Below are 17618 nucleotides of genomic sequence, written 5' to 3' on the forward strand. Positions count from 1 at the left end.
CTATGCAGGCTTATTTAAAAAAAGTAATTATTTATGGTATAATATTTTTCGTTTGTTTTCAAACTTTTGGACAAACGAATAATAATTTTCCGAAATTTAGCTGGGATAAGGTTCCCATCGCTTTTCATTTTGGAAAAGAAGGAAGCCTCAATAAAAAGGAAGCCAAATTTATTGCCTCACATTCAAGTTTTATAGTTTTAGAAAAAGGACACGGTATTCCAGATTATAAAACCACTGAAACTGGAATTGAAGCAGATGCGAAAAAGTTAAAAAAATACAATCCCAATATGAAAGTTATTTTTTATTGGAATGCGTTTCTAGATTATAATATGTACAAAGCTCATACGGTCTATGAAAACCATCCAGAGTGGTGGTTAAAAATGAAAAGTGGTGAATATGACCTGAAAAATGAAAAAACCAAACGCTATGATCTTTCTAATCCTGAAGTAAGGAATTGGTGGGTAGACATTGCTAAAAATGAAGTTTTAAATGGTTCTACAGATGGTGTATTTATGGATGCTTTTATTCAAGTCGCTAGCAAAGCCAACATCAATATTTGGGGCCAAGAGAAATACGATGCCATACAGCAAGGATTAAAAGATTTAGTTAAAGAAACTAGAATGGCATTAGGCAACGACAAGCTTATTGTTTATAACGGTATACGCTCTAAACCAAACGATAATACAGGAAACAACTTTCCAGATTATACCGATGCAGTAATGATTGAGCATTTTGCCATCCTTAAAAGTCAATCCAAGGAAAGCATGTTACAAGACATCCTTGAGATGGAGAAAGCAGGTAAAACAGGTAAAATAGTCGTATTTAAAGGTTGGCCTGGTTATGCTTGGTTTGATAATGATTTCATGGCGAAACCCCTAAAAGAAAAGCAAGAGATCTCAAGAAAAAACATCACATTTCCTTTAGCATCATTTTTGGCCGGAGCTCAAGAAAATTCATTTTTTATCTATAACTGGGGTTACCGATTTAAACATGGCGTTTTAGACTGGTATCCTGAATTTGATAAACCTTTAGGCAAACCTTTACATGATATGAAAGTGAAAGGTTGGGAATTAACCCGAGATTTTGAACATGCTTCAATTTGGGTTAACTTAGAGACAAAAGAAGCTACAATCGACTGGAAATAACAAACAAGTTACTTAAAGCATAAGCTCATAAACGATGTGAGTTTTAAAATCTCAGGTTAAAAATAATCTGAGATTTTTTATGCGTGTAACCGATAGTTATTACAAAAACAAATACTACAAGACTTAAAATAAATTTCATTGTTATGTTTTTAATTGAGCTGATATAATTAACTGGTTCATTTTTCTAGATTTTAAGTTTTAAAATGAGAATGCATCCCAAATAATTTGTAAAGTTGGGCAATCGTAATTATTTTGGCATTGGTATTTCTTCAACATAATTTAACATACCAATATCATACTGAATTTTCCATGATCCATCATTTTGTTTTTCCCAAATATGAACTGCTTTAAAACGCTCTGTAGTAAATATATCGTAAGCAATATTACCTTCTACTCTAATATCAATATACTCCCTACCCATTTTCCAATCTTGCTTTTCGGTTGGCTCCTGAACTAGTTTTTGGTTTGCTGCGCGCGTTTCAAAATAGCGTTTAATTTCTGCCCTATCCCAAACATGTGGCTCTGTATGCAAACGTTTGGCCTCTTGTGTAAAAAAGCTTTCTACTGTTAAAAAATCGCCATTTGCCCATGCTGTTTCGTAAGCGTCAATTGTCTTTAAAAGCAAATCCTTTTCATTAGTTTCATTTTTAGTGCAAGACGTGACTAAAACAGCACAAAATAATAGATTAATTAATTTCATAAGATGGTCTTGTTATTTATAATTCCCTATAGGTCTTTGATAAAAACTTAAAGCACCAATATTGTTTTCTTTGCCCATCAACCATGGCCCATTATAGACAATCTCGGTACCTGTATAAAACTTAGCTGGCAAATAACTTATAAAGTTAATGTCTGAATTGCTTTCTAATAAAATATGCAATGTATTATCTACAACGTGAATACTTTTTATTGTCTCAACACGGTTTTCATCTCCTAAATTCGTGCTAAAGAAAAATTGATTTTTCAAAAAATAATCTACACCACGAACCCTTTTTTTTTCTTCAAAAACTAAAGGCTGATCAAAAGTTAACAGCATTTCTTTTGGACTTATAAAATTTGATGATATCAATTTTGGCGGTGTAATGGTATAATTAAATTGCTCAGCATAAAAATCTCTAGATACGAGCGGAAAAATGCGCTTAGAAAACTCTAAGTACCCTTCGTATGAAAAATGACAACCATCATGACCAGTTACGCCCATTGTAGACATGATTTCTACGATTTCATACTTCTTATCAATCTCATTTTGAACTTCACGTAATTCTGCCTGAAATGTTTGTAGGGTACGCCCACAACCAGGATGTAATTGAAATAAATATACTTTTTCTAAACCCGTATAAACCCTTTTCCAATCGTTTAGCAAAACATCAAAATTAGAAGCATACGCTTTATAACTGCTTTCTGTATTAGAATTGGATTCGCCTTGATGCCAAAAAACAGCCTTAACTTTGTCTTTTAACCCTGCTTTATTTACACGATAAGCCAATCTACCAAAACTTGTTTCTAAAGAAGGTTGCTCGGGATACAACATATTTTGTTCTATAGATGAAGAACCACTACCACCATTAATAATGCAAACAGGTATTTGATATGTCTCTACAATATGCCGCATTAATTCCATACCCCAAACCCCTACTCCGAAAGAATTTTTTGTAAACCAACCACCTACAGTCTTTTTTAAACCGGGGCAATTTCCCGTTGCTAAGCCCCAGTGTACATTTTTGTCTTCCTCGTTATAAGCCTCATACCCCGTTTTCACACCATAACTTCTGCAATAGACATTGCTATAAGTAGATAAAGTACTACTGGCATGAGAATTTGATTGCCCTGTAATAATATAAGCATCGCCACAAACCACATGATTGGCAAAATAGTAAAGGCTATCTTTTTGTTTTTTTTCTATATAAACTTCAAATTTATATTGGTGTAATCCTGCGTGAATTCTTGTAGAAATTGAAAATTTATGGTCCTTTATAATTGATTTTTGAGTGGTATAAAGCACATCATCTTTAAATACTTTTAACGTAACTTTTTTTAAAATTGACTGCTTTTTTAACGCTCCTGAAACCAAAACCTCAGCCGAATTTGTAGTGTCTCTTGCGTACAATTGATAATTTTCTGGAGCTTCAATAAACTTTATTTCTTGAGCCCATAAAGTAGTTGAGACACAAAAAAATAAGAATAGAAAAAGTGAAAAATATTTCATAAATTAATTAAAATTTTGCTTGGTTAAACAAACCTATGCCCCACTATACAACTCTTTTAATTCATATAAAGCACATACCCATTTACTTACAGATATTTTACTTGATATATCTAATTATTCAAAAACAATAAAATATATAGTCGTCTAATTAAACATTTTGATTCTTCTGCATTATTAATCGATTCGAATAAGCTCCAAACCTTTAAACTTAAATTCACTGCTTTTTGTAGTGCGTACTACTGGATGAACATATATTTTCTGAATCCCCTTATTTGCAATCTCGATGGTTTGAACATGTGTTTTTCTTTTCAGAACACCTAGTTCACCCTTTGCGTTTAAAATTTGGGCATCGTCTAAAGTTTTTAATTCGTATTGCAATTCACTATCCGAATTATCTTCGCTTACTATTTTAAAAATCCCTGGTTGAGTTACATTAACCGTCCATACAAGGCCTTGCTTGGTATTTTCTCCCCAACGGTGGGTTACTTTTTCTTCATAGTTATAACTAATTCTTCTAATTTCATATTCGCACTTTTCAACGGGTAATTTAATTGAACCATCCGCCTCTTGTTGCAAAGTTTCATCTATAACCCTAGCATTAATATCTTTCATTTCTAAAACAACTACAGTTACTTTTGGCGCTTGTAAAGATTGAGGTACGGTAACCTTTAAATTTGCACCTTCTTGTCTGAAGGTTAAAGGTGTTTTTTCTGTATCGGACAAACAATAGGCATTCGATATTTTAGAAAGAATCCCTTTAAGTTCAACTTCATTATTATTAAAATCTTTTACATGAAGGTAAACTTTATTGGGTTTGCTTGTAATTGCAAATGGCGGGAATTTTAAAGGGCTAGGGTCGGCTCCATAAATCGATTCTCCGTTTACCTTTAACCAATCGCCAATAGCTTTTAAACTATTAACTTGCGAAGGCGGAATAGTGCCATCTGGTCTGGGGCCTACGTTTAATAAATAAACACCTCCATTACCCACAATACGGCATAGATTATATATAAAATCGGTATACTCTGCAGAGCGATCGTGTTCGCCTCCAAATTTGGTATACCCCCAACCTCCTACAGTTACAGACTCATGTGTTTGCCAAGGAATTTTTAAATCTGGCAACCACGAATCGGTGCTTACACTCGGTGTTTTTCCATTATCAATAGACACATCAAAATGTCCGTAACCATTTCCTAATCTAGAATTAACTAAAGCTCCTGGTTGGTTAGTTTTAATAACATCCATTAACGCTTCACATTGCGCATCTAGCATACGCACAGGAGTATCAAACCAAACCATAAAAATGTCGCCATAATTCTGTGTTAGCTCTTTAACTTGCGGGATAGCCTTTTCGTTAAAATAAGCATCAAATTTTTCTTGAGGCATGTCTTTAGGAAAATCCCAAGTATTTCCATACGCGCCTTCTTCATGCCAGTCTTGACTTTGTGAATAATAAAATCCTAAGTTCATATCTCGATCTTCACATGCTTCAGAAAGTTCTTTTAAAATGTCTCTTCCAAACCCCGAATAATCTTTTAGGTTATAAGGGTTTTCAGAATCATACATTGCAAAACCATCATGATGTTTAGCTGTAACCACCATAAATTTCATACCTGCATCTTCTGCGATACTTACCCATTCCTGTGCATTAAAATTATTAGGTTTAAATTTGGCTGCAGCTTCTTTTTCATATTCTTTTATTGGTATAAAAGCGCGTTTCATAATCCATTCCCCCGTAATTTCTTCACCTTTCCACATGCCTTCCAACTGCGCATATGGACCAAAATGAACAAAAAGCCCAAATTTATCTTCGTAAAGTTTTTGCATATTATCTCTAATTTCAGGGGTGTATGCAGAAACATCGGTTTTACCAAAATCTTGTTTCCCCGAAGTCGTTGTTATATAATCTATATTATTGATTTCTTTGTCCTTATTATTACAACTTACCTGTAAGAGTATAATTAACAGAAAAAGGGTTTTTAATTTTAAAAGGATCTTATTCATTGGGTAATAATTTTATAATTAGGGGCTATATTTTATATATTAATGTGATAGAAAATATGCGCTTTAATGGTTCTTATTTTTGTTCTATGGAATGGGGTCGAATGCAAATGCACATAAACTATTAGCTGGTAGTTCCACACTATAATTGTTATCTAACACCATTATATTTTGAGTTATTTTTACATCGGATGCATTTTCAAGAAAAACAACCAGTCTTTTATTATTTCTAACAGCCAAAGCTTCTACCTTATCTGGTGTTACTACATCAATGCTTTGTGAGATAACAATGCCATGCATCCCTAAAAACAGGACTCCCACAAACTTCATTAAGGTCTTCTTCATTTTACAATTATTTTTTATTGGCGCCAATCCTTCATTTTAAATTAGTGCACTTATTTTATTTTTAAAGGCTAAAATCTAATTGTAAATTAACTTAAAAGTATAGCCAGACCTTTATCCAAATTGCTCATTTAATTGCTTTGTTATTGTATTTAGTGGTTTTAAGCATCCTTTGAGTTATAGAAAGCTCTTAATTTAATACCTGTCTTTTTTTATTGCCATATGCCCACAGGTCTCATCTTCACTTATCTATCCTATAAAATTAAAAAATTCCCCAAATAGGTCGACAGTTTCAGTTAACCATAAATAGCTAGGACGACTTCACTATATCAAATTCTATTTATAACATTAAAAATCAGCGAAATGAGATACTCTTTGCTGTTGTTAATTCATTAGTTAATGATTGATTTAAGAAACAATTAAATGGATTCAAGCAACAATACCTCTTCTTAAAAAAATATATTGCCTAAAATTTAATCTTCATGAAAATTATAAAATCAATTACCTTTTTATTCATCTTAAGCTTGCTTTACTTTAGTTGTAAACAGGCAGCAGATCAGGTTCTGGAAACCACACAAACACCTCAAACCACAAAACCTAATATCGTTTTTATATTTACCGACGATTGGGGCTGGGGAGACTTAAGTGCCCACGGGCACCCTTATGTAAAAACCCCAAACATTGATAGACTTGTAAAAGAAGGTACCGATTTTCAAAGATTTACGGTGGCTAGTGGCGTGTGTTCACCAAGTCGAGCAGCTGTAATGACTGGGCAATTTCCGGCACGATTTAATATTGATGGTCATTTTGCCTGGGCTAAAAATAACGCCAAGCGCAACATGCCCGATTGGTTAGATTACAACACGACACTTTTACCTAAATTATTACAGGAAAGTGGCTATGCTACAGCACATTTTGGTAAATGGCATCTGTCTAACAATATGATTCCCGATTCGCCAACCCCTGCTAAATATGGCTACGATACTTATGGGGCATTTAATTGCTCTGGAGAACAAATGCCGTATTATAAGGATGCTGATAATGCCATCGCTTTCATGGAAACGGCACATGAACAAAACAAACCATTTTTTATTAATTTATGGGTTCACGAACCACATACACCACACCACGTTTTGCCTAAATATCAATACCGTTTTCCTGAGTTAAACGAAGCCGACAATATTTATGCTTCAGTTTTATCGTATGCAGACGATAGAATTGGAGAAGTTTTGGATGCCATAGACCGATTAAAACTAACCGATAACACACTTGTTGTTTTTAGTTCGGATAATGGTCCGGCTCGAGCCGTAAAAACCGTTGAAGAGTTAAAAATATATTTAGATACCGCAACTGGAGTTGGCTACGGAATTGGTGCCTCTAAAGGAATTACAGGTGGGAGAAAAGGTTACAAAGCAGCTTTATTTGAAGGTGGCATTGGTGTACCTTTTATAGCCAGGTGGCCAGGAAAAATTAAAGCAGGAGCTATTGATGATGTCTCATTAATTTCAGCAGTAGATTTATTACCAACATTTTGCGAACTGGCTGGTGCTCAATTGCCCGAAACCTATAAACCTGACGGTATAAGTCAGGTAGCCACACTTTTGGGTAAAACATACCCTGAAAGAACCAAACCTCTATTTTGGAAAATTGGCGCGCATTGGCCTACTAGTAAAAGCGCCCCAGACCATTGGGTATCTTTTGCCATTGTAGATAAACATTGGAAACTGGTTGCAAACAATGATTTAAGTTATGTAGAGCTTTATAATATTGCCCAAGATGTTTACGAAAAAAACGATTTAAAAGCAACTAACCCAACTGTAGTAGAAGATATGAAAAACCAAATATTAGCCTGGCAGAAAACACTGCCAGAAAAGCCAAATGATAATCTTTTTTCTGCTCAAAGAAATAAATAATCACAAGATTTTTAGTGAATTCATCTTGTCTATTTGATTTAAATCCAAAATTAAATTTATTTAGATGAATTCCCTTTTTAAACCATTTAATAGAAACTATCAACACAACAGATTAAAACCTTACTTTTTGAAACACATGCTTTTATAAATGGATTAAAATTTTATTTTTAAGTAGCCCAAAAAGTATCTAAATTAACAGACAAATACATTAACTCCGCACAAAGAAAATTATGCTATAATATTTAACTTAAAGCCCGTGTTTAAGCATGAAACAGCCCTTTTTTAAAAATTAAATTCGCCTGTTTTTTTCTATCTTAGCAACTAATTACATACATTAATCTCTATGAATTATGAGTAAAAAAAGCGTATATAACCATCTTATTATATCTACAATTTTATTATGCCTTAGTTTTTGTAATTCATTTTTTTTAGGTGCTCAAAATTTTGAAAGATTTTCAAATAAAGAAGGGTTTAATCAAAACACTATAAATGCCATCTCTCAAGACCGTTATGGATTTTTATGGTTTGGTACACCTAACGGGTTAATAAAATACGATGGTTACGAGTTTGAAACCTATACAACCCAACTTAAATCAAACGGCACCATATCAAGTAATTTCATTACAAGTCTCTATAATGACCCTAATGGTGTTTTATGGATTGGTACAAATGTAGGCTTGAATATTTATGTGCCATGGCTTGAGAAATTTTACACAATACCCTTAACTTCAAAAATTAATATTACCCATATCACTTCAGGGCCTCAAGGCGCTATTTGGTTTTCGGGAAGAAACAAATTATATGCCTGCCATATTACCGATGTTGTACACGGTGTATTTGAAGTTTCTAGCGATATGCTTACCTCCTTTTCCAACGTCGCAAATATTAATCAATTTAGTTTTACAGACAACAACTCTATCATTTTAGCGACTTCAAATAATTTAAATGAGCTTTATTTTGCCGAAGGCTCCAATGGTATTAATACTGTTGTTGAACGCATCATAGAATTCGATAATTTTAAAGGCAGTTATATTTCTTCAGTTAATAGTATAAAAAATTTACTTTGGATAGGAACCAATAACGGGTTATATAAAACCAGTTTTGAAAATAGTGGAATTCATGTGATTCGTAAGTACGATATTAATAATAATCTAAATAATAATCCGCTATACGTAAATACAATATTTGAAGATAACAATGGTACTATATGGATTGGAACAAGAGCTTCTGGATTGCTTAAATATTTAGACACTATTGATGAATTTATAAGTTACTCCAACAGCCCGAAAAACAATCATAGTTTAAGTAGCAATCTTGTAAACGCTATTTTTCAGGACAATTACGATGTTTTGTGGATTGGCACAGGACAAGGCGGACTTAATAAACTTGATATTGCTCAAAAACAATTTATTAATTATTCTAAAAATCCTTACGACCCCCAATCAATAAAAGACAATTTAATCACTTCCATTTTAGAAGATAGTAAAGGTAAATTATGGATTTCTACTTTCAATAGAGATTTATATAGAAGTACTAAAAGCATTAATGACAAAACGGTACGTGATATTAAATTTGAAAATATATCAAATCAATTAGATTTAACTATAATACGTTGCATTTACGAGGATAGCAAAGGATTTATCTGGTTTGGATCTAATTCAGATTTGCATGTTTACAATCCCAATACAGAGCAATTCAAAAAAGTAATTTTAAAACATAAAGGCGCGGTTGCTCAAGACCAATTGTACCGCAGTTTATGTCAGATAGACGATAATACATTAGTTTTTGTTGGTAATCAAGTTACGGTAATTAAAAATCCCTGGGATAAAATACAGCATGAAAAACAACCCAAAATAGAGGTGCTCACTACCTTGGATATTGACCCAAGTATTGTTTATCAAACTGTTATTAATGACAAAAATAAAAACCTATGGTTTGGAACAACAGATGGTGTCTATTATGGCTCATTTGATGGAAAAAACATAAACATTAAAAAACATATTACAGATAACGACGACGAAATTTCTTTAAGTTACCCCAATGTTTTTTCGCTCCATGAAGACACTAAAGGAAATATATGGGTAGGCACTTTTGGTGGTGGATTAAACAAAATAAGTTTAAACAAGGATGGCATACCAGATAAAATAGCGTTTTTTAGAAAAAATGATATTTTACCAGACGATGCCATTTATGGTATTCTACAGGAAGACGAAAACCTTTTATGGATAAGTACAGATATGGGGTTGGTTAAATTTAACACCAATACAGAGGAGGTAAATGTTTTTGATGTAAGGGATGGCTTAGCACAAAATAATTTTAGACAAGCCGCTTATTTTAAAGGAGATTCGGGATATTACTATTTTGGAGGCTTAAATGGTTTAACGATTTTTAAGCCGCAAAATATTCGATTAAATGTTACGCCTCCAAAAATTATTATCACGTCACTTTTAGTTAATAATAAGGAGATTAAAATTGGAGAGAGACTAGATAATAATGTTGTTCTAGAAAAATCGATATCTGAAACTGAGAAGATAACCATTAGTCAAAATGAGCAAACTATAGCTTTTAAATTAGTCGCCGAACATACCTCAACGCCTTCTAAAAACAAATTGGCTTATAAACTTAATGGTTTTAATGATGAGTGGATTGAAGAACACACTGGAAAAACAACCGTTACCTACACCAACCTTTCTGCAGGGGAATATGTTTTTGAAGCAAAATCTGAAAACGGCGATGGCGTTTGGAGCCCAGAAATAAAGCGTTTAAAAATTGTTATTTTGCCGCCTTGGTACCAAACATGGTGGAGTTATATGCTTTTTGTATTATTAACACTTTTAATTTGTATTGCTATCATCATTTACTTTGTACAGCATGAAAAACTCAAACAACGCTTAAAATACGAGCAGTTAGACAAAGAACGATTAGACATTATAAACCAAGGTAAATTTAGGTATTTCACAAACATATCACATGAGTTTAGAACCCCGCTAACTCTAATTGCAGGACCTTTAGAACACATTATTTCTACCAATAAAGATGCTGGAAACACCAAGTATTTGGCCATTATTGAGAAGAACACTAAACGACTTCTTAGTTTGGTCGATCAATTAATAACCTTTAGAAAAGCAGAGCAAGGTTATATCGATTTACATTTTAGCCAAAACACCTTGGGAGGCTTTATCTACCCGACCACCGAGGCTTTTGAAAATTATGCTACTGAAAAAGGCATCAATTTCTTTTACAAAGTAAATTCACCAAATGAGGAAATTGTAATTGATACCGAAAAAGTGGAACGAATACTTTTCAACTTATTATCAAATGCATTTAAGAATACACCTATAAATGGAAGTATAAGTATAGAATCAGATATCATTTACAAATCGGGAACCAAAATGATTCAAATCGATGTAATCGATACAGGTAAAGGCATCCCTGCTAAAGATTTAGTAAATATTTTTGAACGTTTTTACCAATTGGGAAACAATTCTGAAACCGTTAGTGGTGGTGGTATTGGCCTTGCATTTTGTAAATCTTTAATTAACTTACTTGAAGGTGAAATATCGGTAAAAAGTGAACCTTTTGTAGAAACTAGATTTTCTGTATTAATACCAACAGGAAACATTGAAGATTACAACAATATTGAAGTAAACACCAATACTAAATCCTTTATAAAAGATTGGGTACCGCTATCTACAGAATATAAAAATGAAACCTTAAATGAAAAAGCAACCGAAGAATTAAAAGAACACCATTTGTTAATTGTTGAGGACGAAGAAGACGTCCAAAACTTTTTAACCAGTACTCTATCTAAGAATTATAATATTACCATTGCGAATAATGGTTTAGAAGCTTTAGAACAAATTAAAATAAACGAGCCTACCCTTGTTATAAGTGATGTGATGATGCCAGAAATGGATGGATTTGCTTTTTGTGAAAAAATAAAATCTAATCCACAAACCTGCCATATTCCAGTGTTACTGCTAACAGCTTTAGGTACTAATGATGATATTATTAAAGGTTTAGAGTTTGGAGCCGATGAATATGTAAGCAAACCATTCTCTATAAAAGTTTTAGAATTACGTATTAAAAAACTTATTGAAAACAACCTAAAAATTAAAGAATACTTTTCAAAAAACAGTGAACTCCCTAAAAAGGGAATCGAATTATCAACTAGAGATAAAGCCTTTATCAATGACATTATAAAAGTTATAGAAGAAAATATTTCCGATTCTAACTTTGGAGTGGTCGAACTATCGGCCGAAATGAATATTAGTCCGTCTCACTTTTACAGAAAGTTAAAACAGTTAACTGGTCAAATCCCGAACGCCTTTTTAAGAAATTTCAGGTTACAAAGAGCGGCAGAATTATTACGTAAAAATGATGGAGCAAATGTTACCGAAGTCATGTACCAAATAGGCATCGAGTCTAAATCTTATTTTTCTACCTCATTCAAAAAATTACATGGTGTTACCCCTTCGGAGTTTGCAAAAAATTCAGAATAGATTTTTTTACTGAATGGATTCGTTAACACATCAAATTTTTATAGTACTATAAAAGTTTTTATAATTATTATCCATAAATAAAGGAAATGCTTATAATGCCAATTAGCAAACTTATTACAAACCAATAAAAATTACCAAAACGATTATAATCTTACTTCTATTCATTGGATGTTCGGATTGTAAAAATCGGATAACTGAATTCGACAAAGCTTTAGGAAATTAAACAGTTCTAATTTGGGTAAGCCTACAGTTGATTTGAATGATTATGATATTAGAAAAATAATTATAGCTGAATTAACTAATTAAAAATACGTTTGAAACCATTTATAAAATGCTTAATTTCAGCTTATTCATAATAATACTTGCAAGATTTTCCATTAGGCTTAAATTTACTAAAATAAGCGCTTAATCAAGCACTATTTCCCCCGTCTTAAGCAACATAAACACTCCATTACCCTTAGCCATAAAAAAACGGCCATCTACAAATTGACGGCCGTTTTATACGCAAAACACCTATAAATTTACTCTAATTTACTTTTTCAACATTAATATAGAAAGCATTACATGGCATGCCGTCAATCATATCAAAATAAGCCAATAAATCGGTTTTACCTTCTGGAACTTTCATTTCAATAACGGCAGCTTCAAGGGTATTATCTACCTCTATTTCCTTAATAGTTTCGCCTATTTTTAAATACGCCTTAGAAAACGCCATGGCTTTCCCATTGGCTATTGCTTCGGTATGTGAGGTTGCCGGCTTTCCATCGGTTAGTGCTGCTCCAAGAGCCAAACCGCTTTCTGAGGGCCATCTTCTTAAATGAAATTTATAATTGCCAGCTTTAACAAAATTCACCATAAAAGGTGCAGGTTTCATAGGTTTTCCTGCTCGAATTTGTTGTTGATTCCATGGTGGAAAATAATCAATCGTACGGGCATCATGACAGGTTAATAAATCCATATCTTCAACACCTAAATCTATTGTAGAATATTTGGTTTCTTTAATAACATCTGCCCACCAACTGTCGTAAAAAGCATTCATTTCGGCTACTTTTTCTGGATGTGCAGCCGCGACATTATGTTCTTGCCCAGGATCTTCAGTAATATGATAAAGTTCAGTGCCTCCAATTAAGCGCCATTCATCATCCATAACACAACTGTTTTTTCCTTTAATTGGCCAAGATACACGTTGTGTATCTACCACCAAATACCTTTCTGGCGCACTGCCCTTTCCTAAAAGATAATCACTTACATCGGTACCATCCATTGTTTTTGTAGCTTTAAACTCTTGTCCTGTTAAGGTTACAAAAGTTGGTAACATATCAACATGTGCCACTAAATTGTTTAATGACTTCCCTCCTGTTAAACCACCATCTGGCCAGCGTATAATAAAAGGTACTCTATGGCCACCGTCATACTCGCTTCCTTTTGTCCCCTTCATATTCGCATTATAGCCTAACATTTTGTTTGTTTCATCATCTTGTTCATAACCTCTAGCCGTTCCATTATCTGTAGTAAAAACAATTATAGTATTATCAGCAATACCTAATGTTTCCAATTTTTTCAATAATTTCGAGAAATTATCATCAATATTAGTGATCATGCCATAAAAACGCTTTTGCTTTTCGCTGATAGCCGTTTCATCTTTATACATATTATAATATTCCTCTGGCACATTGTACGGGCCATGAGGTGCATTTAAACTTAAATAGCAGAAGAAAGGTTCATCCTTTTTAGCTTCAATAAAACTTAAGGCTTCATCAAACCAAACATCGGTACAGTAGCCTTCTTTTTTCTCTGGTACACCATTTCTAAAATAAGAATCATCAAAATAATCATTATTCCAATAATCTGGAGTTTGACCAATACCGCCACCACCATGAAAAAATGCTTCTTCAAAACCGCGTTCATGTGGGTGAAATGGATGATTATCTCCTAAATGCCATTTACCAAACATACCTGTTCTATAGCCATTTTTTCGAAACACATCGGCCATGGTCACTTCTTCTCGATTAAGAATTGAAGCCCCCATAATGGTATGCCAAACCCCGTTTCTGTTACAATTTCTTCCTGTTAATAAACCTGCTCGTGTTGGTGCACAGGTTGTAGCTACGTGATAGTTCGTAAGATTTACAGCTTCATTTGAAAATTTATCAATTGTAGGTGTTTTAATAATCGGGTTTCCTGTGTGCCCTAAATCACCATAACCCTGATCATCGGTAATAACAAAAACGATATTAGGTTTTGTGTTTTTAATTTCTTTTTTCTCTTCTTTTTCTTTACATGAACTTAGAAGAACTAAGGTGAATAAAACCAAGAAATAGGTTATCGATTTTAGTCCCAGATTTCCCTCTTGTTCTGGAATTTCATAAAAATGGTTAAGCTTCATAATGTATGTTTATTTAATAATTAGTTGATTTTTAATGTTAGTATAGTGCCATTTGCCAATGGCTGCTGTTCTATAACCCTGAACTTTTAATAATCCCGCCAGGGTTGTTCGGTCTAGAGGAATTAAATCTTTGCTATACCCCTATATCACGTCTCTTTTTAATGTAGAACGCTAGTTAAAATACCATATCTGGCAGGTATACATACAGTGCTGCTTGCATGGGCACGGTAAACATAACACCTTCGGATACTAGTTTATCGATATGGGCTGTTTTAATTTTTGAATTTTCATTAAAACTAGAAACCTCGTCGTAGCCTAAATCATCTACTAAAATATATATGATATTGGGTGGCTTTTTCGTGTCTACGTTTTTCTTTTGTCCAAATGATGAAAAACTAAAAATCAATACAATATTAAAAGAAATAAATCCGCTTATAATTCTATTCATGTTTTTCTACTTTTAGTTATATTAATGTGATATGCCTTTTAGTGTTTTAATCTGGAATCCACCCTTCAATTTTTACAAAAAATCCCGCTGAAGGATCATCGTCATGACAAGCTAGAAACAGATATTCAGGCGCACCATTTTTCCATAAAATATGAGGACGTTCTGTTCTTGCTAGCTTATTTCCAAAATACTGCTCGTTTGTTTTATAACCAATTTCAGGGCGCTCCCAATGGATGCCGTCTTCCGATTTATAAATTAAACCTGGGCGATTACCTCCTGGTTTAATCTCTTTTTCTGGAATAGGGTGCCCTTCCAACATGTTTTTCACACCTTTCCTATCTTCAACAATCATATAATACATGTCTTTATAGAGGAAAGCATAACAATCTTCAATATCTAATGCTTTTTCCGCATAACTTATAACTGGGTTATCTGGATAATTTTTATAAGGTCCTTCTATGTAATCGCTTATGGCTAAAGAAATCTCTCGATGTCGTTTTTTTCCGTAAGAATCAGTTATAGATTTATAATAAATTCTAAATTTTCCATCTTTATCTTTTAAAAAAGTAGGGTTTGAAGCGTGAACAATATTAGCACCATCACCTTGCTTTCCTGAGGCCTTTATTATTGGATTATACGGACTCTCTATCCATGGGCCATCTATTGATTTTGCCGTTGCAATACCTATTTCTTGAAGGTGTCCTTCGGTTTCTATACTTTTTAATAGATACACTAATACATAAGTGTCTCCTACCTGAGAGATTTGTGGGTTGTGGTAGGTATGCGTTTTGCTTGCAAAGGTTGTATCTACAAAAGTATATGGCCCTTCGGGGCTGTTGGCTTTATAATGTACAATTTTACTGTTTTTACTCCAGCTACCCGCATTTGGAATGGCAGACATAAACACATGTAATTTCCCAGAAGCATCATAAATTGGAGCCATACCCCAATGCCACCAATCTTTTGGTGCATCCAAAATATATTTTCCTGGTATATGTGATTTAACGAAAGAAGACTCTTTTACCAACAGATCTTTTTTACAAGAAAAAACTAGAATAACAAGCGTTAATAAAATTAAGCTATGACTTTTGTATTTCATTATTTTTTTAATTGTAAAATTCTTGAAATAACATAAGTTCGCTTGTCTCTATTCACTCAAAATATTGCTTAAATAATGCTTATGTTTAAATAACTGGCTGTAAACATTAAAAAGAACTACAGCTATAAACATTAAACTAAAACCGGATGATTTTTGTTTTTAGGTATCGAACCAATACATGTTAATAGCTTTAAAGCTTGCATTAAATTTCTGTTACACTATTAGTATACGACTCCAGGAACACCAATTAGAAATAAACACTATTGGTATTTATTTTAAAAACTTTCAAGTCAATTTAGCCGTTAATAGTATATTATTTTAAACCTCCCGTAATTTCTTCCAATTTATTGAAGAAGGCGTTTTTACGAGGCGAACTTATTTGCCAATTTACAGGCACTGACTGAAATCCATGGTCATATTCCTCGCCTTTCATTCTAAAATCAAAATATCCCCAAGATGCGTATGCCTTTATTGCTTCTACCATGTTATTTGTTGGTTTATCAAAATCGAAATGGTCATCCTCATTAAAAACAATCGGCATGGGTTTATATCCATTGACTGTTTTTACTTGGGCTACCATTTCTGCAATACGTTTTGGGTCTTTAACAGAGTTCCCATGTAACAATATAAAATCGGATTCCTTAACCACATTCGGTGCTGGGATTTTTCCTCCTGAAAAACTGGTTCCCACTAAATAGCTATAACCGTTTTTTACTTTGGATTTTACTCGTTTTATCAATTCATCCACCCGTTTATCTGTCAAGATTTCGTGATCATAATGTATATCACATTCATTATTCAATTCAATGATAACATTTCGGTACTCCTTTTTAAATAACCAATTTATAGTATTATCGACGGCTTTAATAATAGCCGCTTCGTCCTTAATGTATTCATCTTGACCAAAATAGAAAATGCCCAAAATAACCACCATCCCTTTTTCATTGGCGCGATCCAATATTTTTTCCAAACGCGACATATAATCTGCGCGTAATTCGCCTTCTGGGTCAATGGCACTATTAATCCATCCTTTGTTGCCATAACCAAGCGGGCTCCCGCCTTGCATATTAACTGTAAAAGCCAAAAGTCCTTTGGCGTACCAAGCATCCATAGCGGCAATAAATTCATCCGTGTTTCGGTCAGCATCCCATTTTTGAGTATCTGGATATTTCCATTGCCCTGCTGTTTCCGGATTTAAATCATCAAAAACACCTTGAACCATTCTAGAATTCATCAATAAGCCTTCGATAGTGTTACCCTGCCACTCACGACCTTCGTAAGTTGGTTTTCCATTTATAAAAAACTTTTCGCCCTCAATACTCACAACGGTTTGCTGTTTAACTTTTGATTGTCCATTAGAATTTGCAGGAAGCATTCCTAAACAGACAAAAAGCAATACTGAAAATAACATGGTACGTTTCATATTAATATAGGTTGATATTTAAAAAAATTGATTGATTCTATCTCATAAAACTAGTTTTTCCCATATTGAAACTCTTTATCAAGCGTAACATTGAAAAAATCATCGGAACCAGGAATTGTAAAATTATAATTCAAAAGCGGGTCTACTTCAACC

At 33.4% G+C, this 17618-nt stretch carries 12 protein-coding genes; 3 read left to right on the forward strand and 9 right to left on the reverse strand.

Translation table 11 applies throughout. The features are described from left to right. Nucleotides 1-2: 2 nt before the first annotated feature. Complete coding sequence (locus J8H85_RS16455; protein ID WP_209656441.1) at nt 3-1145, forward strand: putative glycoside hydrolase; 1143 nt, start codon at nt 3-5, stop codon at nt 1143-1145. A 247-nt stretch (nt 1146-1392) separates the two neighbouring features. On the opposite strand, the gene J8H85_RS16460 is transcribed toward J8H85_RS16455, so the two are convergent. From J8H85_RS16460 to J8H85_RS16475, 4 genes are all read right to left on the reverse strand, one after another. Continuing rightward, nucleotides 1393-1845 carry a YybH family protein gene (locus J8H85_RS16460; RefSeq protein ID WP_209656443.1) on the reverse strand — a complete coding sequence of 151 codons (453 nt, stop codon included), beginning with the start codon at nt 1843-1845 and terminating at the stop codon, nt 1393-1395. A 12-nt stretch (nt 1846-1857) separates the two neighbouring features. Further along, on the reverse strand, nt 1858-3351 hold the full coding sequence (locus tag J8H85_RS16465; protein WP_209656445.1) for a sialate O-acetylesterase: 1494 nt from the start codon (nt 3349-3351) through the stop codon (nt 1858-1860). Between the two features lie 174 nt (nt 3352-3525). Continuing rightward, on the reverse strand, nt 3526-5355 hold the full coding sequence (locus J8H85_RS16470) for an alpha-L-fucosidase (RefSeq protein ID WP_209656447.1): 1830 nt from the start codon (nt 5353-5355) through the stop codon (nt 3526-3528). A gap of 84 nt (nt 5356-5439) precedes the next feature. Then, entirely contained in the window at nt 5440-5697 is a 258-nt protein-coding gene (locus J8H85_RS16475) for an ExbD/TolR family protein (protein WP_209656448.1), read from the reverse strand. Nucleotides 5698-6176: 479 nt separating this feature from the next. Here J8H85_RS16475 and J8H85_RS16480 point away from each other — a divergent pair, with 479 nt between their 5' ends. Together J8H85_RS16480 and J8H85_RS16485 are read left to right on the forward strand one after the other, a co-directional pair. Further along, on the forward strand, nt 6177-7607 hold the full coding sequence (locus tag J8H85_RS16480; protein WP_209656449.1) for a sulfatase-like hydrolase/transferase: 1431 nt from the start codon (nt 6177-6179) through the stop codon (nt 7605-7607). A 350-nt stretch (nt 7608-7957) separates the two neighbouring features. Further along, on the forward strand, nt 7958-12109 hold the full coding sequence (locus J8H85_RS16485; protein WP_209656450.1) for a hybrid sensor histidine kinase/response regulator transcription factor: 4152 nt from the start codon (nt 7958-7960) through the stop codon (nt 12107-12109). Between the two features lie 526 nt (nt 12110-12635). On the opposite strand, the gene J8H85_RS16490 is transcribed toward J8H85_RS16485, so the two are convergent. The 5 genes from J8H85_RS16490 to J8H85_RS16510 form a co-directional block, all read right to left on the reverse strand. After that, complete coding sequence (locus J8H85_RS16490; RefSeq protein ID WP_209656451.1) at nt 12636-14495, reverse strand: arylsulfatase; 1860 nt, start codon at nt 14493-14495, stop codon at nt 12636-12638. Nucleotides 14496-14504: 9 nt separating this feature from the next. After that, nucleotides 14505-14618 (reverse strand): sulfatase-like hydrolase/transferase, encoded by a 114-nt coding sequence (locus J8H85_RS19200; RefSeq protein ID WP_209656455.1) that lies wholly within the window; start codon nt 14616-14618, stop codon nt 14505-14507. 52 nt (nt 14619-14670) lie between these two features. Continuing rightward, nucleotides 14671-14943, reverse strand: coding sequence for a hypothetical protein (locus tag J8H85_RS16500; protein ID WP_209656452.1), 273 nt, complete (start codon nt 14941-14943; stop codon nt 14671-14673). 46 nt (nt 14944-14989) lie between these two features. After that, nucleotides 14990-16042: a glycoside hydrolase family protein gene (locus tag J8H85_RS16505; protein WP_209656453.1), complete on the reverse strand. Its 1053-nt coding sequence runs from the start codon at nt 16040-16042 to the stop codon at nt 14990-14992. A gap of 313 nt (nt 16043-16355) precedes the next feature. Beyond that, nucleotides 16356-17465 carry a cellulase family glycosylhydrolase gene (locus J8H85_RS16510; RefSeq protein WP_209656454.1) on the reverse strand — a complete coding sequence of 370 codons (1110 nt, stop codon included), beginning with the start codon at nt 17463-17465 and terminating at the stop codon, nt 16356-16358. Between the last annotated feature and the right edge of the window lie 153 nt (nt 17466-17618).

It is taken from the genome of Mariniflexile gromovii, from assembly GCF_017814435.1.
Classification (GTDB): domain Bacteria; phylum Bacteroidota; class Bacteroidia; order Flavobacteriales; family Flavobacteriaceae; genus Mariniflexile; species Mariniflexile gromovii.